Raw genomic sequence first — 22,523 nt, 5'->3', positions numbered from 1 at the left:
ATCTCCCCTCGGTACCGCAACCTGCGGCGACTGCCTCGGTTGCTCGGGTTCGGAGACGAACGTAGAGCGGCCGTCATCCAAGTCCCAAGGAGATTGCGCGAGTTTGCAGCAAGCCGATTGACGGCCCACAATCGCCCGTCGACCATCGTCATGTCGCGCAAACCCAAGCAAGGCAGCAGACAGGAGAACGGCCATGAAGCTACGGTTCCTTGGTAAGAACTCCACGGTCGGCGACTGCCCGACCCTGTACGCCACGGACCGGGACACCTACCTCGTCCAGGGCTGGAAGATCTTCGCGAACGACCTGCTGATGCAGCTTGAGATCCCGGAGGGGGAGACGGCGGTGGAGGTGCCCACAGAGCTGTTCGAGCACCTCACCAACGACGGCCTGGCGGCCGGGGAGATCAGGCGCGTCGAGGATCCGATCATGATCCTGACGCCGAGCGGTACGTTCGTCGTCCAGGGCCGCGAGGTGACCGACCCCGAGGCGTTGGCCCAGATGGAGATTCCGGACTACGAGACCGTGGTCGAGGTCCCCAAGGCCGCGATCACCGCCCTACTGGAGGAACCGCGTGGAGCTGATCTCCAGCGCCGAGCGCAACCGGCTCTTTGAGAGCTTCGCGCAGGACGCATTCCATCTGGAGCTGAGGGACGACTACTCCGTCCCCGACGAGGACAGCCCGTTCACGAGCTGGCTCCGCGGCGAGACCGTCGACTACTCCTACATGGAGCCCTGGACGCAGCTCATCCGGCGCGTCACCGGAGAAGAGAAAACCGTCCGACGCGTCCGAGTCATCACCGAGCCGCACACCCCCTACATCCAGTGGGAGCACGCCACCACCGCCCTCAACGAGGAGGCCGGCGAGGAGATCCGCTGGCTGCCCCGGCACCGCCTGCCGGAGGACGTCACCTTCCCCGTGGGAGGCAACGACTGGTGGCTGTACGACGACCGCCTGCTCGCCGTGGGCCACTTCGCACCCGACGGCAGGGTGCTCGGGTCGGAACTGATCGAGGACCCGGACATCGTGGCCGAGTGCGTACGCCTAAGGGACCTGCTGTGGTCCGCCGCCACCCCGCACCCCGAGTACAAGCCCTGACCGACCCGTGAGCACCCAAGTACAAGAGGCACTGCAAGCGCTCGGTGCCCGGCTGCGCGGCTTCCGCAAAGATGCCGGATTCGCCAGCGGCCGGGCATTCGCGCGCGCCACCACGTGGCAGGAGTCGAAGGTCTCCCGCATCGAGAACGGCAAGCAGCGCCCCAGCGAGGACGACATCCGAGTCTGGTGCGAGACGACCGGCCAGGGCGACCAACTCGGCGACCTGGTCGCGATCGTCCGCCACGTCGACGAACTGTGGCTCGAATGGCGCCGGCAACTCCAGACCGGCGTCGAGAAACGACAACGCCAAGCCATCCCGGTCTACGCCAAGACCAAGGTCTTCCGCATCTGGCACCCCACACTCATCTGGGGAACCCTCCAGACCGCGGACTACGCCGCCGAGGTCTTCCAACAGGGCGTCAGCTACTACGAGATACCCAACGACACCGAAGCGGCCGTGGCGAAGCGACTCGAACGCCAGCAGTACCTGTACCAGGGCGAGCGCATCTTCAACGTCCTCCTCGGCGAACAAGCCCTCTACACCAACTTCGGCGGCCCAGAAGTGATGAAGGGACAGCTCGACCGCCTCCTGGCGGTGATGCGCCTGCCCCGCCTCAGCCTGGGCATCGTCCCCAAGTCCGCCCCGACCCTCATCTGGCCGGGCAACGCGTTCTCGATGTTCGACAGCCGACTCGTCCTCGTCGAGACCTACTCGGCGGAGTTCTCCGTCTCCCAGCCCCGAGAAATCGAGCTGTACACCAAGGCGTTCGCCCTCCTGAAGCAGTCAGCGGTCTACGGCACCGCCGTCCGAGACCTCATCTCCACGGCGATCCAGCACTACGACCAGATCCCGAACGACTAGGAGAGCGCACGTGCAGCCGATGACCCCGAACTGGCGAACCAGCTCCTACACAGAAACGCAGAACTGCGTCGAAGTAGCAGACAACGACCCGACCACCGTGATAATCCGGGACACCAAGGCACGTGGCCGGGGAATGATCGAAGTCCAACGAGTCACGTGGACGGCCTTCGTGGAGCACACCAGGCAGAGGCAGCGCTGATGTCGTTCGCGTAGGCCCTTATGATCGGTGCCGATCATCCCTTGGTTATCAGATCGGCGAGAGCTGCTCGACGCAAGTCGCCATCCGAGGACGTCAGTTCGCCCCAGGCAGACAGAAAAGATCCCGAAAGGGCTGGTGCCTGGCGGCAGTAGCATGGCAACCTGCAACACCTCGCCAGCGGACCCAGGTCAGATGGTCGACGTCCATGACCTCATACGCAGCCTCTCTGCCTGTGACCGATAGCTGCTGCCCATCCCCTCTCGACGGTGACTGATCCATTTCCGAGCCTATGGAGGCGCCCCTGCACTCGCACCACCCCAGCGATCCCTCCCATCCCGACTCACCAGACCCGGTGTACTGGGTCTCGCCGCGTCACTTGGCCGGTGACGATGGCGCGCTTGCCGAGCGAATCGGCGACACCCTGGCCGACCTTGACTGGCATATGTGGCCAACCTCCCGCAGCACCCTGCTGTACGTGAGCCCCAACGGGCTGTGCGGCGCCGAGTGGGTCCTCGCGGCCTACCCGTTCGAGCTGGGTGGGCTGCCGGTTGCCTGGCAGTTGAGCGCCCGCTCACATGCCACGTCCGTGATGGCGGAGTGGAACGCGTACTTCACCGTCGGCACCCCGTACGAGGCGCTCGCCGATCTACTCGTGGAGATCGGCGCTTGTAAGACGCCCGACGTCGGCTTCGAGGGGCCCGAGACCGTCCTCGACGCGCTCTGTGCCCGCGGCTGGATGCGTGACGTGGATCGGCCTCGCACCACCGCGGTGGACCCCGGGTTCTGCTCCAGTGTGTCCCTGGAGATGCTGCCGCCCCTCATCGAGGATGCCGACCCGCGTCCTGACCTGGTGGGCTGGCAGGCGTGGGCGGAGCCCGTTCTTGGCGCCCCATATCTGTGGTGTGCCAGCTTCAGCGCCAGCGTCCCCCACGGCCTGGTTGCAGCGTTCGCCTCCTCGCTCGCCTCGCCGGTTCCGGTGCCCCGCCGCACCGTGCCCGAGAGCGCCGAGGGCCGGCTCACCGTCGTCCGCCGCGGCTGACGGCTCCTGTCCGAGCAGAGGCACGCTGCTGTGCCCGCTGGATGACAACAGCGATGCCGAGGACAAGCTCTCCCAGAGCGTGGGCCACATCTTCGACGCGATGACCTCCTGCCCCACCCACCAGGTCCTCGCCGGCGGTACCCCCGTCACGGTCACGGCGCAGAAGGTGCTCGTCGCCCGGCTGGGCAACGAGCGGTGCAGCCAGCTTCTGGCCTTCGCCGCTGGCGGGCGCAGCCGCATCGTCAAGGAGACGGCCGTCCGTACCGGGACGGTGATCGTCACGGGGGGAATCGGCAGCCGTTTCAGTCCTGCCGCAACGGCGGCCCACTGGGTGGGCCGCCGTTGGTGTGCGTACGGTCAGTTGTCTTCGTGCTCGGCGCGGTATTCGAGGCCGGTTCGTGCGGCGACGATCTTGGCCAGGCGCTCGTATTCCGCGTAGTCCTCGTCGGTCATGGTGGCGTAGATGTTGCTGCACAGGGAGCCGTCGGGGAGTTGGTCGGCGTACTTCGTGAAGAGGTCGACGAGGGCCTTCTGCATCTCGTGGGTTTCACATGCCCACTCGTTCTCAAGCCGTTGCTGCGCCTTTGCGGCGGTCATCTCTGCCGGGGTAGCGGTGCAGATCAGGTCGTGCTCGGCCGTGGTGAACGCGGTCCCATTGCGGCGATACAGGAGCGACGGGTCGTCGCCGCTGGTGCTGTCCACTTCGGTGAGGAGGACGACGATGTTGGGGCGGACAGAGGGCTGGGGCATGGGCAATTCCTTGTGCTGTGTCGTGTGCGCCGTGTCGGTGATGTGGCGGCCGGGCGTAGGGGCGTTCAGCGCCGCCGGGTCTGGGGTTCCTGCGGGCGAGGAGCGGTGGGGTGCGCTGCGGCGTGGCCAGCGTTGGCTGCCTGGGCTCGTGGGCCGGGTGCGTGGCGTTCGCCGAGGCGGCGGATACGCCAGGTCAGTGCTCGCGCGGGGCTGCGGGCGTCGTCCAGCGTGCGCTGGTTGAGGGCCCGATCGAGGAGCGCGGTCGCGTTGTGTCCGGCTGCTTCTGCCTCGGCGAGCACGGTGGCCAAGGCGTCCCAGGCGGCGTCGTCCAGGATGCGTTCGGCGTGTTCGGGAACCGCCTGCTGGAGCTGGTGGGCGTAGCGGCGTTTGATCTGTGGGCTGGGTGCCCGGCTGGCGAGGCCGGCCAGGACCGGTCCAGCGATCTGCGCGTACGCGGTCTGCAGGTGGATGAGGGTCTGCTCGGCTGCCGCTTGCTGTTGGGCGTGCTGGCGGGTGCGGTGCCAGTGCATCGCGTAGGCGACCGCGGTGAGCGCCACGTCCAGCAGCATCGCCAGCCCGGCACCGTCCCCATGCTGTGCGGGGTCCTTCCAGATCGCCTGGACACTGCGACGCAGGACGCGGGAGCTGGCGTGGTCGGCGGCGACGCGGGAGCGGGTGGCGCGCTCGAAGGCGACGGCGGCTCGTTCGAGTTCGGCCCTCGCCGCGGCGGGAGCGGTGAGCGGGAGCAGGTCGAGTGCTCCGCCGAGCGCGGCCAGCTGGCCCTGGGCCGCTTCGTCGTTGCTGCGGGTGAGGTGGTGGGGGATGCGTTCGGTGGCGGCGGTGGCCTGGTGCCAGGGGTTGCCCGGCCGGACAGTCACCGGTTCGGGGCTGGTGGTGGCGATGCGTTGGCGGATCTTGGGCAGGGAGAGGTCGCCGGCGAGGGTGGAACCGGCGTAGAACACGGGCCCGCCCTTGTCGTTGGTGTCGCCGGGCAGGGCGAAGTTGCAGCCGAGCGCGTCGCCGGACGGGCCGAGCTTGAGGCGCACGGTCACGCCGGTGGCCTCCAGCAGGGCGAAGAACTCGGCCTCGGTGGAGGCGGCGGCCATCGCGCGGCGTACGCGTAGACGCAGGATCTCGCGGGAGGTGGCGTCCTGGCCCAGGCGCCTGGCTTTGAAGTGCTCCTTGCTGGTGGGGCGTTTGGCAGCGGTGCCGTCGCCGGGCTTCAACCGGCGGATCCCGTAGTCGATTTCGATCTGGCGGGCTTCCTTCTGAACGGCGCGTATGTCGTGGTCTCGGCGGGGGCGGCGGCCGTCCTGGCGGACGAGGGTGGCGGCGATGTGGATGTGGTCGTCGGCGTGGCGTACGGCCACCCAGCGGCATGCTTCCGTGTCTGCGGTGGGGGCGATGCCGGCTGCTGCCACGATCCGGCGGGCGATCTCGGCCCACTGGTCGTCGGTCAGGATGGGGTCCTCGGGGGCGGCGCGGACCGGGCAGTGCCAGACGGTGGTCTGGGGTGCCCGGCGGCCGAGCATAACCACTGGCTGGTCGAGCTGGGTGTGGAGCTGCTTCTCCACCTCCTTGGGGTCGCGGTGAGGGCTGCGGCCGGGGTCGGGGGCGAAGCCGTTCCAGGACGCCACCAGGTGCGGGTCGACGTGTTCGTTGGCGGTGCCCTTGCCGAAGAGGTAGGCGATCAGGCGGCGGGTGTCTCCCTTGCCGAGGATGATCTTCGGTATCACCGGCTCACCGCCCCTCTACGACCTGGGCGACTGCGGTGTCGACGGCGGCGATGGCCGCTTCGATGCGCGCCAGGAGGCGGAGGACGGTGTCGGGCTGGGGCCAGGCGCCGTCCTTGTTGAGGTGCCAGGTGAGTTGGTTGAGGTTGTTGCCGACGCCGCCGAGCTGTCTGTTGGTGGCCAGCAGCGCCTTGACCATGGCGCGGTAGTCGGCGACCGCGGCCGAGGGGTCCTCGGCGCGGGCGGCGGCCAGTGATGCCTCGGCGACGTAGCCGCCGACCGGCATCCGGCTGACGTCGGCGGCGCGTGCGAGTTCGGCGAACTCGATGTCGCTGTAGCGGGGATGGACACGGCGCTCACGCAGACGCTGCTGGCGCAGGCGGCGACGCGGAGCGGACGGCTGCACAGGGTGCGACGACGACGTGGTCTCGCCCCCTGTCTCGGTCGGTCCCCCCGGGCCGGCCGACTCCGACGCCCCTGCGCCGGATGCCTCCGCCTCCCCCGGGGCGGGGGCCGGGTAAGGACTCCTTACCGGACAACTTGCTGCGCGGTTGTTCGGGGCGATGGGCGTCTCCTGCCGGTTGGTGTCTTCGTGGTGTCGGTCGTGCACGTGTGGTTCTCCGGGGGTGTGGTCGGTAGAGGTGCTGAGCCGCCGAAGCGCCGAGCGATGGCAGATGAGGCCAGTGCCCGGAGCGATTCGACGGTCGTGGGACCTGTGGTAGGTGCGGTCAGGGGCAGGGCTGTGGTTGCGAGGGGCGCAACGGGGACCGGTCCCCAAAGCGCTGCGGTGCACGCTCCTCAGACAATTGGGGACGGGGACGGGGACGCGATGCTCATCGGGGACGGTCCCCCTGACACGTCGTCACGGGGACCGTCCCCCTTTCACCGCACGGTCCCGGTCCCGGCAGGGACCGAAGGGGGCTGCTCCGGGGACGGTCCCCGTTGCTGGGGACGCTCCGGGGACCGCAATAAAAGTCCCTCTGAGCTGCGGTTTCAGAGGGGACCGGTCCCCGGCAGCCGTCGGCACGGTCCCCGGGACGCGGTCCCCGAAGTGCTCGTCGGGACCGTGTACGACCGGTTCGGGACCGACGGCCGTAGTCCCACGAAGCTGCCGCGAGGAGCGAAGCCGGGCCGCGTCACGCAGCTCGGCGTCGGTCCATCCGGGCAGCGGCGAGGTCGACGCGCGACGGGTGGGGAGTCGCACGTACGGCATTGCCCCGGGCGGCTCCGTCAGGGCTCGCCCTGCGTTGACGGCACGGGGAGCCCACGGAGACGTGGCACCAGTCGCACCGGACACCGAGCGCATCGGGGACGCCCTCGGCGACGGCGGCCTCGCGCGCGGCGCGGGTCGGACGGTAGCGGTCCAACTCGGCACGAACGGTCGGCGGGATGCACGACCCGATCTCGCGCAGGCGCTCCTCGACGTCCCGAGGCCGGCCATCGCTGGTGATCTGCCGATGCGTCGACGGGGCGGCCATGCCGGCGGCGACAGCGTTCCGGGCACGGAGCAGCTCGGCACGCCAGGCGACCGGGTCGTCGGGGTCGGCAGTTGGAGTGGGGTCGGTGTGCCGGTCGAGGCGGTCGCGTCGGTGGGCACGCCATCTGCGGGCGACGTCCACGGGCAGGATCGGGTACGGCGAGTCGAGGACGTGGGACCGTATCGCTTCGCGGACGTCCCAGCCGTGGTCGGTGGCGAAGGGCACGTCGTCGAGCAGCTCCTGCCACTGGGCGATCTGGTCACGGGCGTCGCCCGTGCCGGTGCGGATGGTGCGGGGGTCGAGGCGTCCGATGAAGGCGAGGACGGCGGCGACTTCGCGTCGGTTCAAAGGCGGGTTACTCCGTTCCTGTCGGTTCGTCGAGGGCGGCGAGCAGGGCGGCCATATGCGCCTCGGAGCGCGTCATGCCAGTGGCTGCCGTGGGGGTGCCGCCGGGTAGGGCGTAGAGGTTGGCGCGGCCAGGGGTGGGGGTGTGTTCCCGGGCGATCCACGCGCGCCAGTCGGCGGCCCACGCGGCGGCGGTGCGGGGCGCCCAGGTGGCCCGGTAGGTGCGCCACTTCTCGTCGGCGGTGTGCAGGGCATGCTCGCCGAGTCGGTCGAGGTGGCCGTGGTGCTGCAGCCAGGCACGGGCGTCGTCGTCGATGTGCCACTCGGTGGCGGAGATGAGCGGGGCAGAGCTGCTGCTCTTACCGTTCACCTTCGGTTCTCTTCTGTTCTGGGGGCCGGAATCTGCACCCCCATCGGGTCGGAATCCGTACCCCCCGGGGGTCGGATTCCGTTCCCCGGGGTCGGATTCCGATCCCCCCTCGAAGTGCTTGGCAGGGTCGGATACCGACCCCCCGAGGGCCGGAACCTGACCCCCTTGGGGGGCCGGATTTTGGCCCCCTTCCCGGGACTGGTCCGCGAGGAACCGGGCGGCAACCGGGAGGAGGTAGTACGTCTCTCCCCGTGGCCCCTTGCGGTGGGGGAGCTGCACCAGCTCGCCGCTGGCGATCAGCTTGGTCAGCGCGTCGCGCACGGCGGTGCGGGAGGCGTTGGCGCGTTTCATGAGGGTGGGCACGGACGCGTACGCGACGCAGTGCCGGTCGCGGCACCGGTCGGCGATCAGGGCGAGGACCATGCGGGCGGTGCCCTTGCTGCGGCTGTGGTCCCACACCCATTCGCGGGCGTCGTAGCTCATCGGGCGGCGGCTCCTAGGTCAGTACGGAGAGGTGCGATCGACCCTCGTCGGGCGGTGCACGGGGAGGGGGTTGCACACAGCCCCGGTCCGAAGGCGCGGGGGAGGGCTGGTGGCTTCGTATAGCCAAGACAGCCACACCCATGCCGCACAAGTCCAGCATTCCGCCGGGAAATCAGACAGCTGACGGCGAACGTGTGCTGCGAGGCAGGAACAGAACCATAAACCCGGATCGCCGGTCACCGAAATAATGCACCGTCAGGTGAAGCCAGAAGCATCACATCGGGAACCCGTTGACTCCCGCTGAGAGTGCAAGCTACAACACAACACCCCACGTCAGAGCATGCCATCGGGCTGGCGAAGACACCGCCAACCGGATACTCAGAACCCTGCCCCGAAGTAATCCCCGCCCGTCCGCCGGGCGCAACATAGCCGACGATCGCCGGTTAACCAAACCGGCGAATGGAAGCTACAAATGGAGCCATGGCAGCACGATCCCTGGAAATCGGACCGGCCGGAATACGGGCCGCTCGCACCATCGAAATTCTCCGCACCGAACGCGGCCTCGCCCAGCGCGAGCTCGCCGCCCGCGTCACCGCCCTCGGCCGTCCGATGACCAACACGATGCTGTCCCGCATCGAACGCGCCCAGCGCCGCTGTGACATCGACGACCTCGTCGCCCTCGCCCAGGCTCTCCGCGTCTCGCCCCTGACCCTCCTCCATGGGATCCGCGCCGCGTAGTTCCAGGCGACGCCCGCCGAACGGCCTGCCACACCGCACCACCCCGAGTAAAGGACCCAACGCCCTTGCGCCGACCCGTAATACCCCCTGCCCTTCCCCGCTCCCAGCGCACCGCCCACACCGGGCAGGAGGTGACCGTGAATGGCTGACCGCCTCCTGACCGTGGCCGAGGCCGGCGAAATGCTCGGCACGGGCGAGCGCTTCGTCCGCCGCCTGATTGCCGAGCGCCGCATCCGCTACGTGAAGCTCGGCCGCCCGGTCCGCATCCCCGAGAGCGCGATCACCGAGTACGTCGAGGCGCGCACCGTCGAGCCGGTCCGCCGCATCCGTGCCCGCTACGGGAAGGCGGCCTGATGGCGGCACGCAAGCCGCAGCGGCGGCGCGAGTTCGGCACGGTACGCAAGCTCGCCTCCGGCCGATGGCAGGCCCGCTACCTCGGACCGGACGGCCAGCGGCACAAAGCACCGGAGACGTTCGAGACCAAGTCTGACGCCCAGGACTGGCTCAACCTCGTCCGCGCGGACATCGAGCGCAGCACATGGAGTGACCCTGACGCCGGCGCGATCAACTTCGAGAAGTACACACTCCGTTGGCTGGAGGAACGCGGCCTGGCTCCCACCACCGTCGACCGCTACGACGGACTGCTCTGCCTCCACATCCTGCCGGCCTTCGGCGGCAAGAACCTGGACGAGATCACCCCACCCTCCGTCCGCTCATGGCGAGCCGACCGCCTGAAGGCCACCGGCGCCACCACGGTCGCCAAGTCGTACCGCCTACTGAAGGCCATCCTTCAGACCGCGGTCGACGACGACCTCCTCCGCAACAACCCATGCCGCATCAAGGGCGCCGGCAAGGAGGAGGCCGACGAACGCCCCACCGCCACCATCGAGCAGGTCTTCGACCTCGCCGACGCCATGGGACCGCGCTGGCGCCTGATGGTCCTGCTCGGCGCCTTCGCCTCCCTCCGCCCGGAGGAGCTGGCTGAACTACGCCGTCACAGTGTCGATCTCGACGAATGCTCCCTGCGCGTCACACAGGCTTCGCCGGAGCTGACGAACGGCAGGCGCGTCACCGGCGACCCCAAGACCCGGGCGGGAAAGCGCACCGTCTACCTGCCCGACTTTCTGCTCCCGGAACTGCGTCGCCACCTTCAGTGGTTCGCCGAGAAGGAGCGGGACGGACTCCTCTTCATCGGGGAGAAGGGCGCACCCTTCCGCCGCTCGACCTTCGGCCGCAAATGGCGCAAGGCGAGGACCAAGGTCGGCATGCCGGACAACTTCCGCTTCTACGACCTCCGCCACACCGGGAACACCCTGGCCGCCGACACAGGCGCCAAGCTGAAGGACCTCATGGTCCGCGCCGGCCAGTCCTCGGAGCGCGCCCAGCTGATCTACCAGCACTCGACGACGAAGCACCAGCGGAGGCTGGCACAAGGCATCGACGCCGAGGTACGGCAGCAGCTGCGAAGCCCGGACGCTGAGGGGCGGCACGCCGAGGAAGCGTGACAACGGTGGCCGTACGGATCCCGGTTGGACAGGTCTTGGCCGGGGTCCGTACGGCAGTACCCGCTCCGTGACAGCCTCTGCAGTACCGTGCGCCCCTCGTGCCCCCTTGAGGGTTGGCTTCGGTTGAGATCAGCTTTCCCTGTATGTACTGACAGGGGAGTTGAGGTCGGCCTTGGCCGATCCTTCTGGAGGGGGAACGATGGCGGTCAAGGTTCTTCCCGCGTTGCCTGCGCAGGTCGAGTTGATCGACAAGGCCGTGGCGCTGGGCGATCGCTACACAAAGACGCTGGGGCTGCTGACGCCTCCCGCGTATCGGCAGGCGGCGGAGAACGGAGGGCTCCTGGTCGCCGTCGAAGCGGACGAAGTGATCGGCTACGCGCTGTTCGGGCTCCCGAAGAGGAGTGCCCATATACGTCTCGCCCACCTGTGCGTTGCGGAGGAACAGCGCGGCCGGGGTATCGCCCGACTGCTGGTGGAGGCCATCAAGCAGCGCTATCCCCAACGGCTCGGCATCAAGGCCAAATGCCGACGGGACTACGAACTGAGCGACATGTGGACGAGCCTGGGGTTCGTCCCGAATGGTGAGGTGCGCGGACGCGGCCGGGATGGAGAGATCCTCGACGGATGGTGGCTGGACCTCGGGCACCCGGACCTGTTCACGGAGGTGGAGAGCGACGCGCTGCTGGTGGTGACCGTCGACCACGGTGTCTTCGCCGATCTGCGCGGACTCGCCGAAACGACCGATGCGGAGGAGTCCCGCGCGCTGGAGGCGGGCTGGATGACGGACCTCGTCGAACTCGCCTACACGCCCCAACTGGTCCACCAGATCCGGGACGTCGGCGATACCGCCGAGCGTCAGCATCAGCGGGCAGCGCTCCACGGCCTACGCCAGCTCACCCCTGCCTCCGAGGCTGTGGCCGGACGAACGGCTGAGCTGCTGAAGGCAGCCGCGGAGTCGCTTGCAGACCTCCCCGTCGACGCGACACTCCGACGCTGCCTGCACTACGTGGCCGAGACATCGTGCGCCGGCCTTCAAGTCCTGGCCACCCGGAACCCGCTCCTGTCCCGTCTTGCCGACGTGGCTTGGGAAGTCGCCCGTGTCCGCGTCGTATCGCCCTCCACCGTGACGCTCCACGTGGACGAGTTGCGGCAAGCCCAGGTGTATCGCCCGGCCGATCTGATGGGCACGGAGTTCCGGTCGAGCGAGGTGGCACCAGGTGCGGAGGACGAGCTGGTGGCCTTCTTCAACCAGTCGGGCGGCGACGACGGCTCGGCTTTCGCCGAGCGCCTTCGGTCGCTCACGGATGACACGGTCGCGTGGCGTCGCGAGCTGCTGAGGGACGGCCAGGGCCACCCGGTCGCCCTCTACGCATGGGCGTTGGACGGCCGGACGCTGATCGTCCCCGTACTCCGAACTGCGAATCATCCGCTGGAAGAGACACTGGCCAGGCAGATTCTCTTCCTGCTGAAGCGTCAGGGGCGCGACTGCGGGGCGGAGACCGTACGCATCAGCGACCCGTATCTCCCAGCTGTGGCCAAGGCCGCCGCTGGGGACGACGGCTTCTTCGAGTACGACGGCAAGTTCGTTGCTCTCCTGGTGGATGTGTGCGGTACGGCAGCCGAGGTGGAGGCGGTGGCCGGCGGACTCGCTCGTGAGCTGACCGTGGAGGCAACTGCCCTGCACGCGCAGATGCCGGCTGAGGTGGCCGCTGTGGTGGAGCGCGCCTGGTGGCCGGCGAAGGTCATCGACTCCGAGTTGCCGTCCTTCCTGCTGCCGATCAAGCCGCGCTGGTCCACCGAGCTGTTCAACGTTCCGGCCATGCTCCTGCTGCGCAGCCACGTCCTCGGCATCAGCAGGGAGCACGTCTACTACCGTTCCTCGGGGCGCCGAGGCGAAAGCGTTCCTGCCCGCCTCCTTTGGTACGTCAGCGACGGGGGCGCCCACATGGACGGCCAGATGGTGGTGGGCAGTTCGCGCCTCGACGAGGTGCTTATCGACACACCCGACGCCCTCTTCTCGAAATTCGAACACCTGGGCGCATATGGTCGGGCGGAGGTACAAGAAGCCGCTGATGTCTCCGGCCACGCCATGGCGCTGAGGTTCTCGGACACCGAGATCTTTCCCAAGCCGGTGACGCTGCGGCGATTGAGCTCGCTGGCCACGGAGCTAGGACTACCGTGGTCGTCGAACATGCTGATCTCGCTGTCGAAGATCAGCAACGAGCTGTTCCAGGCGGTCTACAAAGAGGGGCACCGAACGACGTGAACGATCCGGAACGCGCGATGCTGCTGTCCGTCCACCCGCGCTTCGCCACCGCGATCCTGGCCGGCAGCAAGACGGTGGAGGTCCGCCGCCAACGCGTCGCAGCCCCTCCCGGAACCCCAGTTCTGCTGTACGCGACCGCGCCCACCATGGCCTTGGTGGGCATGGCGCGCATCGCTGCGGTGCATGTCGCCTCTCCCAAGGAGGTCTGGTCGGCCCACCGCAGCCAGACGGGGATCACCCGGCGCGAGTACGACGCCTACATGGACGGCGCGGCCCAAGCGAGCGGTCTCACCTTGGAGGACCCCGTGTCCTTCGACGAGCCGGTGACGCTCAGCGCGCTGCGTGCTGCGGGGACCTTCCACCCTCCGCAGAGCTATCGCTATCTGAAGAGTGCTGAACTGTGTCAGGTATCAGAGGCTGGGCCGACTGTGGGCAGCGTGCTGCGCCGAGCGATGCCGGACGCGGCCCACGTGTAAGGGCGGAGAGCTTCGGACGATTGGTCGCCGGAGTTCTCTTACCGTTGGTCAGCCGCCAAATACTGCTTGGTACGCCTCCTGCCCCTGCTGCGCCAGCAGAGTGAGGCCGGCTGTCGTGGTCGTGATCGCGCCCAGGGCCTCCTGTACGCGCAGATACGCGGCCCTGATCCGTCCGGGCTCCAGTTCCTCTGCGGATGTCGCTTCCTCCAGTACTTCGACGTCCTGGATGAGGGCTTCCTGTTGCTCGGGCGAGGCTCCGAGCGTCGGGGCGATCTGCCTTACGAGGGTCGCGAACTCGGCGAGGGCGGAGGCGTCGAAGCCGAAGTTGTTGTTCTGCACCACGCTCTGTTGGGATCCCGCGACGATGCCGGAAGAGTTGTTGAAGCTGTACGTGTCGCCAGCGCGCTGCTGGCGGCTGAGGTAGCCGCTCACGGATCCTCCGGAAAGTACACAGTCGGTGCCTGAGTCGGTGATCGCGGCCTTGATCGAAGTCGCGCTGTCAGGTCGGGTGGGCGCGCGGCGAATCAGCCCCCGCTGAGTCAGGTAGTCCAGGGCGCTGAGAATCTCGTCCACAGTCAGCGAGTCCCCGGCGAAGTACGACCCTGGAGCTGTCACGAAGGCCATGACCTCGACGTAGTCCCGGCTGCGGCCTACCTGGAACAACCAATGCACCAAGGCATCGCATGCGTGGATGAGCCGCGTGACCGAATCCGTGCGCAGCGCTCTGAGGCGTCTTGCCTCAAGGACACCTGCGTCGATCAGGGCCACCTCGGAGTTGTTTCCTGTCAGATTACGATAGACCCTCACCAGTCCATGCTTCTCCAGTTGGAGTGCGAGGTTCTTGGCATCGGACTCTGGAAGTCCCTCTGTCTGCACAAACGTCGCCACATCGGCAGCGACCGCTGGCTGGAGAGCGGCTAGGTCGTCGATCCACAGCAAGAGCCGAGAGAGGTGTGGATCCCTCTCGATGGGTCCTGCTGGAACCCAGGTGGCAAGGTCTGGGGTGCCCACCTCGATCGGGGCGCGGACCGGATGCTTACGGGCCGCCCGCTCGAATTCCTTGGCGATATCGCGCTGCATCTTCTCGATCGCCCGTCTATTGACCTTGAATCCACTCATGCGGCGCCTCCTGGTGTTGATGGCACTGACGAGCCTAATGAGCACCACTGACAACGAGGTTCCGTGAAGGGCGCGACGGTGAGTTCATCATCGTCAAGACGAGGTTCCAGTCGGCATCACCAACTTGGCCACGGCGGCGTGCGGCACCTACTGAACTGAGACTTTGCGCGCGCGACTTGCTCGCCATTTGCGCCACCTGTGACCCAGGTCACAGAAAATACGTCTCACCATTCAAGACGATTGGCTGACGTGTCGTCAGAAAAACCCTCTGACGGTCCCCTGGTGGGCACATTCGCGCGACTTAGGGCACGTGGAGGGCACGGAACCCCAAAAATGGTCTAGACAACAAAGAGCCCCCGGGCCTCTGGCCTGGGGGTTTCGCATGGAGCGGGTGACGAGAATCGAACTCGCGCTCTCAGCTTGGGAAGCTGATGTTCTACCATTAAACTACACCCGCGTAAGACGCCGGTCGGTGCCGGTGTCGGAACGCGTCGTTACTTTACCTCATGTCGGGCCCCGCGCGCTGAAGGCGTGGGGCCCCGTTGTGTTTGTGGGGCGGGGACGGGGCTGCGGGGCGCGGGAGTTGGGGCGTACGGTGGAGGTGCGGAAGAGGCTCCGGGTGGGGCTTCGGCGGGATCGGAGTGCCGCCTGGAGGGCCGTCCCGAGTATCCCGTAATGTGGCGGTTCGTCGTCAGGTCGACGTAGGTCGACAGCCAGACGCGCCTCTTGGGGAAGGGACTCTTGGACTTGATGGAGCGCACCGTCGTCCGCTGTGCCGATGGGCACATGTTCAGCACCGCTTCGTTCCCGATGCAGCAGGCCGAACGCCTCGGCCCCGGTCGCCTCATGCGCTGCCCACGCTGCGCACGGTTGCGCAGTGTCGTACCGGTGGCGCTGCAGAAGCGGTAGATGTAGCAGAAGCGGTAGATGTAGCAGAAGCGGTAGATGCAGCTGATGCAGTAGAAGCAGCAGGTGCAGTAGAAGCAGCTGATGCATTAGAAGCGGGCACAGCAGGAGCAGACAGGCGCGCGGGTTCGTCCGGCTGGTTAGGGGCGGTCCGCGCGTCTTGCGTATCCTCGGGGCGTGCTTCTCTCAGACAAGGACATCCGGGCCGAGATCGACGCCGGACGGGTTCGCATCGATCCGTACGACGAATCCATGGTGCAGCCGTCGAGCGTCGACGTGCGTCTCGACCGGTTCTTCCGGGTGTTCGAGAACCACCGGTACCCCCACATCGACCCGTCAGTCGAACAGTCCGACCTCACGCGGCTCGTGGAGCCCGAGGGCGACGAGCCGTTCATCCTGCATCCGGGCGAGTTCGTGCTCGCGAGTACGTACGAGGTCATCACCCTCCCCGACGATCTCGCCTCGCGACTGGAGGGCAAGAGTTCCCTCGGGCGGCTCGGGCTCGTCACGCACTCCACCGCCGGGTTCATCGACCCCGGTTTCTCCGGGCACGTGACCCTTGAGCTGTCGAACCTCGCGACGCTTCCGATCAAGCTCTGGCCGGGTATGAAGATCGGGCAGCTGTGCCTGTTCCGGCTCAGTTCGCCGGCCGAGTTCCCGTACGGCAGCGAGCGCTACGGCTCCCGCTACCAGGGGCAGCGCGGGCCGACCGCCTCACGGTCCTTCCTCAACTTCCACCGGACCCAGGTGTGAGCGCCGAGCAGACGGCCGGGGCGAGCGACGACGCGCCCGCCCGCGAGAACCTCACCTACGAGGCGTTCGGCACCGCCGTACGCGAACTCGCGCAGACGATCGCCGACGACGGGTACGAGCCCGACATCATCCTCTCCATCGCCCGCGGCGGCGTCTTCGTCGCCGGCGGGCTGGCCTACGCCCTGGACTGCAAGAACATCCACCTCGTGAACGTGGAGTTCTACACCGGCGTCGGCACGACCCTCGACATGCCCGTCATGCTCGCGCCCGTCCCGAACGCGATCGACTTCTCCGACAAGAAGGTCCTGATCACGGACGACGTCGCCGACACGGGCAAGACGCTCAAGCTCGTCCACGACTTCTGCCTCGACGCCGTGGCCGAGGTCCGCTCCGCCGTGATCTACGAGAAGCCCCAGTCCCTCGTGAAGTGCGAGTACGTGTGGAAGCGGACGGACGACTGGATCAACTTCCCGTGGAGTGTCTTGCCTCCGGTACATAGGTTGGGCGGGGCGCCCAAGGAGAACAAGGAAGCGGTCTGACCTGCGGGTATTGCGGGCCACAGCGGACCGGCAACGCAAGAAGCCCTCGGCGATCGCCGAGGGCTTCGGCATACCCGCTCTACAGGGCGCGGCAACTACCCCGCTTGCTCAAAGGTCAGTTCACTGCGAGTGGGCTCGGCTCGCCACATGGCTGCCAGCTGGGGACAGGACGTGATGAACCGGCGCACCTTCACGAGTGCGGCCGCCCTCGGGGTACCGATCTCGTCGAAGTTGTACCCGGTGTCCTGACACCTGAGGCTGCCGAGATCGGCCCATGCCGGGTCCTCGGCGAAGACGAGCTGCAGTTCCACCTTCCAGTACTCAGGCTGCCACTCGGGATCATCACGTCCGCCGGCTCCCGTGACAGCGAGCAGCCGCCCGAAGGACAGCGAAGGCTGGTCGTCGTTCCAGTCCCACCGGCCCCATTCGGCGATGAAGCCGTCGCCGTCGTCCCTGGGGCGCTCGATCCCGTCGACCTCGACCTGGCAGAACTCGCCGAAGGCATCCCAGGCGGCATCGACGTTGTGTACGGCATCGGGCTCGATCCCGCGCTGTCTCAAGATCTGCGCGAATACCTCGGCGCTGGATCTCCATGGGATGGGCATGCGGGATGCTACCGCGGTGTCCTCGCCGTTCTGGGCTGGTCCCCGGAGCCACGACGTAGGGCGCACGCTTTCCAACTGTGTTGGTGCGGTGCTGGGTTGTGTACAGGAGCGTTCACCTGCGTTTGTGGACGGTCGATCGCAAGAACGGCTACGGGCTTCTGCCTCGTCTGAACGGGCGCGAACGGCGCTGAACGAGACGGAAACTGAGACGGACGGCGGGATCGGGCTCGCTGGCATCGCCGCTGTTGAAGGGGAGCTATGGCGCTGGTCCGCAAGGGGGCACGACGGATCGTCATCGACGGTACGGCCTCTTGCTGGCGACTGCGAGGCAGGCCGACGTACTTCCAGGGGCTTGTCTGGTCGCCGTGCACGTTCGCGGTGGAGGATGCGGACTCTCCGGGGCGACATTGGTGGTCACGACGAACAAGCCGCATCCGAGCAACTGGATCAGTCGAGAGGCTGAGCCTGTAAGGCCGGCGTGTGTTGCCTCTGCTGTTCGCCTTGCTCTGCGTGAAGGTTGGACACCGACGGCTCGGGGCTCAACATTCCATCTCGACCTGTCCGTCGGCTTCGCGCCTCGGCTCGACCCCCAGCGCTCGACGTTCGATCACGTCGGAGATGCCCCGCGAGGTGGCGACAGCGGCCCAGACACCCCCGCGTGCTTGCAACCCGGCGTGACAGGTGACTAGCGCTACGCTCGCGCGCCGAAGGCAATGTAGGGGCGGGCCTCGCATCAGATTTTGCGCAACGCGACTCATGTGAACTCGCTCAACAATACACTTTGACCACTAGATCACCCTGCGCAGGGAAGGAACGGGCGTGAAGGCTTTTTTGAGTTGGTCGGGCGAGCGATCTAAGAAGATGGCAGTCGTTCTCAGAACGTGGCTTCCGGACGTGATTCAAGCAGTAGAGCCGTGGATGTCAGAGCACGACATTGGCAAAGGCGGAAGGGGTCTGCGAGAAATAGCCGACGAACTCGAGGAATGTAACTTCGGAATCCTGTGTGTTACGGCAGATAATCAGAATTCACAATGGGTGAACTTCGAGGCCGGCGCATTGTCAAAGCAGGTCGAAAGTGCACTCGTGATCCCCCTTCTGCTGGATATGAAGCCATCCGATCTGACAGGCCCTATGGCCCAATTCCAAGCCACCGATAGCTCCAGCAAGAGCGATGTCGGCAAACTCATGCAGGACATGAATTCTGCGCTGAAAGATTCAGCCATCACCCAGGAGCGCTTGGCGCGCACATTCGATCGACTTTGGCCAGACTTGGAAAGTCAGTTGGGAAAGGTCCGCGCATCGTCGACTGGCAGTCGAAGTAGCTCCAATAGGAGCAATTCTGACATGCTCTCCGAGATGCTCCTATTGATGCGACAGCAAGAGCGCCGACTGGTGCAATTGGAAGACGCTCTGATGTATTCCAGTCACCAACTGGCGCAGGCCATGGTGGACTCCCCCGATCGATACATTCGGACCATTGTAAACCAGTCTGAGGATATCGAGTCAGGTCCCAGAGGGCGGCGGCGACGAGGTACGGGATTGGAAGGAATGGTCCTGGCCGAGCTGCACCAAGTAGCAGCTGGGTTGGGAATCCGTGATGCTCACCGAATGAGAAAATCCCAGCTGATCGATGCAATCAAGGAGCAGCAGAGTAGTTCGCCGAGCGTCGACACGGCCGAGACCTGAGGTAGGTGTGTGACATGCGGCGCGAACTGCGTGAAATCTTTTCGGGTCATGGTGTAGCCGAGGTTGCTGGTGCAGCATTGACGTCCTTCGGCCTCTTGAGCGCGATTTATCAAATCTTGCTCGCCATCTGGCCTCAATGGGCGCGCCATGGTTGGTGGATCCTGTGCAGCCTGGCACTCGGCTGTCTCTTCTTAGGATTAGCTCATGCTTGGCCGCGATTGAGTATCCGCCAGAGCTTCGGTCGTCCCGATTTCATGATAGAAGTGAAGTGCGGAGATCTTTTCAACGAGTCCGGAAACCTGGTTATCGGTTTCACTGATACCTTCGATACCGACCCCGAAGGAGGTATTGTAATCAGCCCTGGAAGCGTGCAGGGGCAGTTTCAGTCTCAATATTATCGGGACGACATTACTCGGCTTGACGTGTTACTCGATGCTGCACTTCGTGAGCACCCTGTTATTGCCCGCGAAAGCAGGGATTCCAAACGATCCGGAAAACTTGCCCGTTACGCCATCGGCACGACTCTCGTACTGCATTTGAGCGGATCGAAATTCTATGCTCTTGCGTACGGACGCATGGGTAACGATTTGCGAGTATCTTCGTCCGTTGATGCTCTCTGGAAGAGCTTGGACTGCGCCTGGAACGCGATACGAACGTACGGCTCGCTTGAGCCTGTTGCCGTTCCGGTGATTGGATCAGAGCTAGCTCGCGTAGGCTCGATGGACAGGAATAGCTTGATCAAGATGATCGCTCTGTCCTTTGTTGCATCCACGCGCGAAGATATGGTGTCTCGAAAGCTGTCAATCATTGTTCATTCTAAGGACCGAGGTTCCGTCGACATGGTTGACATCAGACGGTTCTTGAGGACCTTGTGACGGTCCCCTGATCGAGGGAAGTACAAGAACAGTCGGATCAGCGGGAGCTACTTACCCCGTCACAGACGGCTCAGCCTGCACGCGAAATGCATTAGCCCAGAGGCCCGGACAAAGTGTCCGGGCCGCGCCGCTCGGGGCCCGTGGCTGGAACGGAGCTCGTCATCTGCGAGCGATTTCGGGCGCGGGCTTGCCCGTCGGACTTCGTGCATCTGCGGGTGGTGTTCGGACTGAACGACGATCCGGGCGTTCTGTGCTCAATCTGATGCGGTTGTAGTGCGACTTGATCCATCGCCGTGGTTGTCCGCACCGTCCCATACCTCCGGTGAGACAGACCCTCCTACGTCCAGGAGATCGTCTGTTCCTCAGAGTGGGGCTCTCCGTCTTCAGCCCATCGGTGAGTAACCGTCCCCTGCGGTGCCGTGCTCGCGTCAAGTGCTACCGGGAAGTCGACGTAAGCCTTTGGTGAGATGCGGCCAGCAGTCAGGGGACCGAGCGCTATCGGGCTGTTCCCATCACCGACAGGCTTGATCTCCAGGGCTACGCCTTCTGCAGCTGCATCCCCCAGATTCTCAACATGGAGGCGCTGCTTGGCTCGCCGCATCTTGATACGACCACTCCTGTCCTGCCTAGGCTCCGTGTCGTACAGGTAGCTGGACCGCAGTACAGCACCGGAGCGCGCCGGGGAAGCATCGTCTTCCCCCACGTCGCCGATCTTGTACGCGTCACGCTCCAAGCAGGTCCGCACCTTGGCAGTGAGGTCGTCAGGCGACGCGTAGCTGCCTGTGAGCCCGTGCTCCTGTAGCTCCTTGCGGAAAGCATTCAGTGCCTTGAGCTGCTCCGGATCGTGGTTGCGGGGAACTGGTGCGTCGGAGAAGAAGACGTGCACGGTGGCACCACGATCGCGGGCTCGGAGAATCTCCTCGGCTGTACCCGAGGCTGCGCGTTTCGTGGCTTGGCCGAGGCGGCTATTGAAGACTGCGATGACAATATCGGCAGCGTCGGCGAACTGCTCATTGATTACTTCCTGCGCATCTTGCTGCCCTACGAGTGGGACCGCACCCATCTCCCAGCGCAGGGGCAGCAGATGAACTCTCCGTTGCAGGGTGTGATCGCTGTTCCAGCTCCGGACAACATCTTCCACGGTGTCGCGCTCAGCTGCCGTGTCGCCCGGAGAGGCGATCAGGACGCTCAGCGTGATGGTTCGAAGGGCCATGGTGGCAGGTTAACGGCAGATACAGACAACGGGTGCCAGTTGGGGGCAGCGCTGCCGCCTTGCGGCTTCCCAAGGGCTGCTCGCCGTCGACCTGGTCCTAGAAGAGGAGAGATGCCAGAAAGCCGGCTGCGGCGCCGGCTGCGGCTCCGCCGGCAGTTGTCCGCAGCGAAGCCGTATTGTCAATCCTTGCCTCCATCTGGCTACATAGGCGATCAAGTCTACTCAGGTCGAGGCTTTCAATCTTGGCGACATCATCCCCGTAGTCGGCAATGAATATTTCCTCTATGCCGGATTCTTCAATATCGTCATCGAAGCTCTTCTTCTCGTCGATCCAATTCCGTTTGAGGATTTCAATACCTGAAATGCAGAGCCATGTTTGAGCGCCGAGAAGTCGGACCTCCGATTTCCATCCCCGCCCGCGCCAGCTCGCAATAACGCGGCGAAAGATGGGCTTGGTTGCTATCTGGGCATGCTCGGCGTAATGGGAGATTAGCTGTAGGAGCTGCGCGTATGCTTCAGCTTCCAAGTCGATGATCCGACGTCCGGTATTCTTTTGGTGCGCGAAGCTCTCGTATGAGTTGCCGAGGTCGAAAAATACATCGATCAGTGAGTCCTTTTCATCCTCCCACTCGGCGAACAGGAGGTGAATCTCGCTCCCGTTACGCTTTACAAAATGAACCCTTTCGCATTCTTTGCTTGGCGTCAGTAGGATATTTGTATGTAGAAAGATGTTCTCGCACCCAGGAGAGCACGCTTGGTTATAAAGAGAATGTCCACACCTGCTCACGGCCCTTTCGAGGATGTCGAAAACTATGTGGCCACCAGACAAGGGGGATGATTCCGACTCGTGCCTCCACATGACCAGGGCAACTATGCCGTTCCACGCCACCCAGTAAGTGTCGGTCGGGATGTCATCGGCATCGTGATGCTGCGGCTGGTTCTCTATGGGGACGGTCACTTTGAAAACAATTGGCTGATCGAATCTCATCACAGGGAACCCGTCGGATCCTTTAATGATGCAACTTGATCTCGTGCGTTCGGCATCCGGAAAGAAGCTAGAAACTGTAATGAAGTCAGAATTCTGATCGCCTTCTATTTCTGCCCAGATGACGCGAGGGTCCTCCTCTAGCTGATTTCGAAAATTCTCGACCTCGGCCACTCGGTCGTCGATCTCCCGTTGTAGTGCAAGGAGGGCTATTGCGCCTCTGCATAGAAATTTCACCTGGCGTCCGGGGGTTGATTCATTGGTCTTCGCTGCCGTGTCGTCGTCGGTCACGTTTTCCGGCTTCCATGTGGGGTCGTTTGCGAGGGAAGTGGATTTTATATTGGCAGGAAGATCATTCGTGGCTCCTTCGAGTAACTCAAGCTCGGGTGTCAGGCTGAAGGTCGGTGGAGTCTCAATGACCGAGTCAAGGGTCTCTGCCGGGCCGGGGGCGTTGTCAGGCGTCGGTGTCGGCGGCCTCTTCAAGTAGGTCCATGGCGTGGT

General features: G+C 65.3%; 22 protein-coding genes, 1 tRNA gene and 2 pseudogenes. 15 read left to right on the top strand and 10 right to left on the bottom strand.

Annotated features, from left to right (window positions below; translation table 11 throughout):
• Positions 1–193 precede the first annotated feature (193 nt).
• The 5 genes from ACWCRJ_RS37525 to ACWCRJ_RS37505 all read left to right on the top strand — a co-directional run bounded on the left by ACWCRJ_RS37525 (position 194) and on the right by ACWCRJ_RS37505 (position 3,197).
• Complete coding sequence (locus ACWCRJ_RS37525) at positions 194–613, top strand: hypothetical protein (RefSeq protein ID WP_319316268.1); 420 nt, start codon at positions 194–196, stop codon at positions 611–613.
• Positions 573–1,097 (top strand): DUF6879 family protein, encoded by a 525-nt coding sequence (locus ACWCRJ_RS37520; RefSeq protein WP_450943482.1) that lies wholly within the window; start codon positions 573–575, stop codon positions 1,095–1,097. Before ACWCRJ_RS37525 ends, ACWCRJ_RS37520 begins: the two co-directional genes overlap by 41 nt.
• Positions 1,098–1,104: 7 nt before the next feature.
• Positions 1,105–1,959, top strand: coding sequence for a helix-turn-helix domain-containing protein (locus ACWCRJ_RS37515; RefSeq protein WP_450943481.1), 855 nt, complete (start codon positions 1,105–1,107; stop codon positions 1,957–1,959).
• Between the two features lie 19 nt (positions 1,960–1,978).
• Entirely contained in the window at positions 1,979–2,158 is a 180-nt protein-coding gene (locus tag ACWCRJ_RS37510; protein ID WP_450943519.1) for a DUF397 domain-containing protein, read from the top strand.
• A gap of 289 nt (positions 2,159–2,447) precedes the next feature.
• Positions 2,448–3,197, top strand: a complete 750-nt coding sequence (locus tag ACWCRJ_RS37505) for a DUF317 domain-containing protein (RefSeq protein WP_450943480.1) — start codon at positions 2,448–2,450, stop codon at positions 3,195–3,197.
• A 357-nt stretch (positions 3,198–3,554) separates the two neighbouring features.
• On the opposite strand, the gene ACWCRJ_RS37500 is transcribed toward ACWCRJ_RS37505, so the two are convergent.
• The 5 genes from ACWCRJ_RS37500 to ACWCRJ_RS37480 form a co-directional block, all read right to left on the bottom strand.
• Complete coding sequence (locus ACWCRJ_RS37500) at positions 3,555–3,947, bottom strand: hypothetical protein (protein WP_450943479.1); 393 nt, start codon at positions 3,945–3,947, stop codon at positions 3,555–3,557.
• Positions 3,948–4,012: 65 nt separating this feature from the next.
• Positions 4,013–5,683, bottom strand: coding sequence for a mobilization protein (locus ACWCRJ_RS37495; protein ID WP_450943478.1), 1,671 nt, complete (start codon positions 5,681–5,683; stop codon positions 4,013–4,015).
• 4 nt (positions 5,684–5,687) lie between these two features.
• Complete coding sequence (mobC, locus tag ACWCRJ_RS37490) at positions 5,688–6,086, bottom strand: plasmid mobilization relaxosome protein MobC (RefSeq protein ID WP_450943477.1); 399 nt, start codon at positions 6,084–6,086, stop codon at positions 5,688–5,690.
• Positions 6,087–6,816: 730 nt separating this feature from the next.
• Entirely contained in the window at positions 6,817–7,506 is a 690-nt protein-coding gene (locus ACWCRJ_RS37485) for a zinc finger domain-containing protein (RefSeq protein WP_450943476.1), read from the bottom strand.
• 7 nt (positions 7,507–7,513) lie between these two features.
• Positions 7,514–8,356, bottom strand: a complete 843-nt coding sequence (locus ACWCRJ_RS37480; protein ID WP_450943475.1) for a helix-turn-helix domain-containing protein — start codon at positions 8,354–8,356, stop codon at positions 7,514–7,516.
• Between the two features lie 480 nt (positions 8,357–8,836).
• Between ACWCRJ_RS37480 and ACWCRJ_RS37475 the strand changes: the two genes are divergently transcribed.
• From ACWCRJ_RS37475 to ACWCRJ_RS37455, 5 genes are all read left to right on the top strand, one after another.
• On the top strand, positions 8,837–9,094 hold the full coding sequence (locus tag ACWCRJ_RS37475) for a helix-turn-helix domain-containing protein (protein ID WP_450943474.1): 258 nt from the start codon (positions 8,837–8,839) through the stop codon (positions 9,092–9,094).
• 141 nt (positions 9,095–9,235) lie between these two features.
• Complete coding sequence (locus ACWCRJ_RS37470; protein ID WP_358597933.1) at positions 9,236–9,448, top strand: helix-turn-helix domain-containing protein; 213 nt, start codon at positions 9,236–9,238, stop codon at positions 9,446–9,448.
• Positions 9,448–10,599: a tyrosine-type recombinase/integrase gene (locus tag ACWCRJ_RS37465; RefSeq protein ID WP_450943473.1), complete on the top strand. Its 1,152-nt coding sequence runs from the start codon at positions 9,448–9,450 to the stop codon at positions 10,597–10,599. Before ACWCRJ_RS37470 ends, ACWCRJ_RS37465 begins: the two co-directional genes overlap by 1 nt.
• A 199-nt stretch (positions 10,600–10,798) precedes the next feature.
• Positions 10,799–12,865, top strand: coding sequence for a GNAT family N-acetyltransferase (locus tag ACWCRJ_RS37460; RefSeq protein WP_450943472.1), 2,067 nt, complete (start codon positions 10,799–10,801; stop codon positions 12,863–12,865).
• Positions 12,862–13,341 (top strand): ASCH domain-containing protein, encoded by a 480-nt coding sequence (locus ACWCRJ_RS37455; RefSeq protein ID WP_450943471.1) that lies wholly within the window; start codon positions 12,862–12,864, stop codon positions 13,339–13,341. The genes ACWCRJ_RS37460 and ACWCRJ_RS37455 overlap by 4 nt, the downstream gene beginning before the upstream one ends.
• Positions 13,342–13,389: 48 nt before the next feature.
• Here the strand turns inward: ACWCRJ_RS37455 and ACWCRJ_RS37450 are convergent, their stop codons facing one another.
• Together ACWCRJ_RS37450 and ACWCRJ_RS37445 are read right to left on the bottom strand one after the other, a co-directional pair.
• Positions 13,390–14,460, bottom strand: coding sequence for a hypothetical protein (locus tag ACWCRJ_RS37450; protein WP_450943470.1), 1,071 nt, complete (start codon positions 14,458–14,460; stop codon positions 13,390–13,392).
• A 383-nt stretch (positions 14,461–14,843) separates the two neighbouring features.
• Positions 14,844–14,917, bottom strand: a tRNA-Gly gene (locus ACWCRJ_RS37445).
• 626 nt (positions 14,918–15,543) lie between these two features.
• On the opposite strand from ACWCRJ_RS37445, the gene dcd reads away from it, so the two are divergent.
• Together dcd and ACWCRJ_RS37435 are read left to right on the top strand one after the other, a co-directional pair.
• Complete coding sequence (gene dcd / locus ACWCRJ_RS37440) at positions 15,544–16,119, top strand: dCTP deaminase (RefSeq protein WP_050398817.1); 576 nt, start codon at positions 15,544–15,546, stop codon at positions 16,117–16,119.
• The gene (locus ACWCRJ_RS37435; protein WP_450943469.1) at positions 16,116–16,658 is read left to right on the top strand and encodes a phosphoribosyltransferase; all 543 of its coding nucleotides are present in this window, start codon (positions 16,116–16,118) and stop codon (positions 16,656–16,658) included. The genes dcd and ACWCRJ_RS37435 overlap by 4 nt, the downstream gene beginning before the upstream one ends.
• A gap of 95 nt (positions 16,659–16,753) precedes the next feature.
• Here ACWCRJ_RS37435 and ACWCRJ_RS37430 read toward each other — a convergent pair whose 3' ends face one another.
• Positions 16,754–17,218: a hypothetical protein gene (locus ACWCRJ_RS37430; protein ID WP_450943468.1), complete on the bottom strand. Its 465-nt coding sequence runs from the start codon at positions 17,216–17,218 to the stop codon at positions 16,754–16,756.
• An 864-nt stretch (positions 17,219–18,082) separates the two neighbouring features.
• Between ACWCRJ_RS37430 and ACWCRJ_RS37425 the strand changes: the two are divergent.
• From ACWCRJ_RS37425 to ACWCRJ_RS37415, 3 genes and pseudogenes are all read left to right on the top strand, one after another.
• Positions 18,083–18,412 (top strand): annotated as a pseudogene (locus ACWCRJ_RS37425) (toll/interleukin-1 receptor domain-containing protein); the annotation flags it as partial.
• A gap of 354 nt (positions 18,413–18,766) precedes the next feature.
• Positions 18,767–18,943, top strand: a pseudogene (locus ACWCRJ_RS37420) (Rho termination factor N-terminal domain-containing protein); the annotation flags it as partial.
• A gap of 20 nt (positions 18,944–18,963) precedes the next feature.
• On the top strand, positions 18,964–19,824 hold the full coding sequence (locus tag ACWCRJ_RS37415) for a macro domain-containing protein (protein WP_450943467.1): 861 nt from the start codon (positions 18,964–18,966) through the stop codon (positions 19,822–19,824).
• Positions 19,825–20,161: 337 nt separating this feature from the next.
• On the opposite strand, the gene ACWCRJ_RS37410 is transcribed toward ACWCRJ_RS37415, so the two are convergent.
• Both ACWCRJ_RS37410 and ACWCRJ_RS37405 read right to left on the bottom strand, forming a co-directional pair.
• A complete protein-coding gene (locus ACWCRJ_RS37410; protein WP_450943466.1) occupies positions 20,162–21,037 on the bottom strand; it encodes a hypothetical protein in 876 nt (291 codons plus the stop codon).
• Positions 21,038–21,134: 97 nt separating this feature from the next.
• A partial coding sequence (locus ACWCRJ_RS37405) for a hypothetical protein (RefSeq protein WP_450943465.1) occupies positions 21,135–22,523 on the bottom strand: 1,389 nt, incomplete at its 5' end.

The sequence above is a fragment of the Streptomyces sp. NPDC002324 genome, assembly GCF_053593335.1.
This window is presented reverse-complemented; position numbering and strand designations above follow the sequence as displayed.

Excerpts from the sequence above, each read along its gene's own strand:
- ACWCRJ_RS37525 (WP_319316268.1), top strand. The coding sequence starts at position 194 with ATGAAGCTACGGTTCCTTGGTAAGAACTCCACGGTCGGCGACTGCCCG.
- ACWCRJ_RS37510 (WP_450943519.1), top strand. The coding sequence starts at position 1,979 with ATGACCCCGAACTGGCGAACCAGCTCCTACACAGAAACGCAGAACTGC.
- ACWCRJ_RS37505 (WP_450943480.1), top strand. The coding sequence starts at position 2,448 with ATGGAGGCGCCCCTGCACTCGCACCACCCCAGCGATCCCTCCCATCCC.
- ACWCRJ_RS37500 (WP_450943479.1), bottom strand. The coding sequence starts at position 3,947 with ATGCCCCAGCCCTCTGTCCGCCCCAACATCGTCGTCCTCCTCACCGAA.
- ACWCRJ_RS37480 (WP_450943475.1), bottom strand. The coding sequence starts at position 8,356 with ATGAGCTACGACGCCCGCGAATGGGTGTGGGACCACAGCCGCAGCAAG.
- ACWCRJ_RS37475 (WP_450943474.1), top strand. The coding sequence starts at position 8,837 with ATGGCAGCACGATCCCTGGAAATCGGACCGGCCGGAATACGGGCCGCT.
- ACWCRJ_RS37470 (WP_358597933.1), top strand. The coding sequence starts at position 9,236 with ATGGCTGACCGCCTCCTGACCGTGGCCGAGGCCGGCGAAATGCTCGGC.
- ACWCRJ_RS37465 (WP_450943473.1), top strand. The coding sequence starts at position 9,448 with ATGGCGGCACGCAAGCCGCAGCGGCGGCGCGAGTTCGGCACGGTACGC.
- ACWCRJ_RS37460 (WP_450943472.1), top strand. The coding sequence starts at position 10,799 with ATGGCGGTCAAGGTTCTTCCCGCGTTGCCTGCGCAGGTCGAGTTGATC.
- ACWCRJ_RS37450 (WP_450943470.1), bottom strand. The coding sequence starts at position 14,460 with ATGAGTGGATTCAAGGTCAATAGACGGGCGATCGAGAAGATGCAGCGC.
- ACWCRJ_RS37415 (WP_450943467.1), top strand. The coding sequence starts at position 18,964 with ATGCGGCGCGAACTGCGTGAAATCTTTTCGGGTCATGGTGTAGCCGAG.
- ACWCRJ_RS37410 (WP_450943466.1), bottom strand. The coding sequence starts at position 21,037 with ATGGCCCTTCGAACCATCACGCTGAGCGTCCTGATCGCCTCTCCGGGC.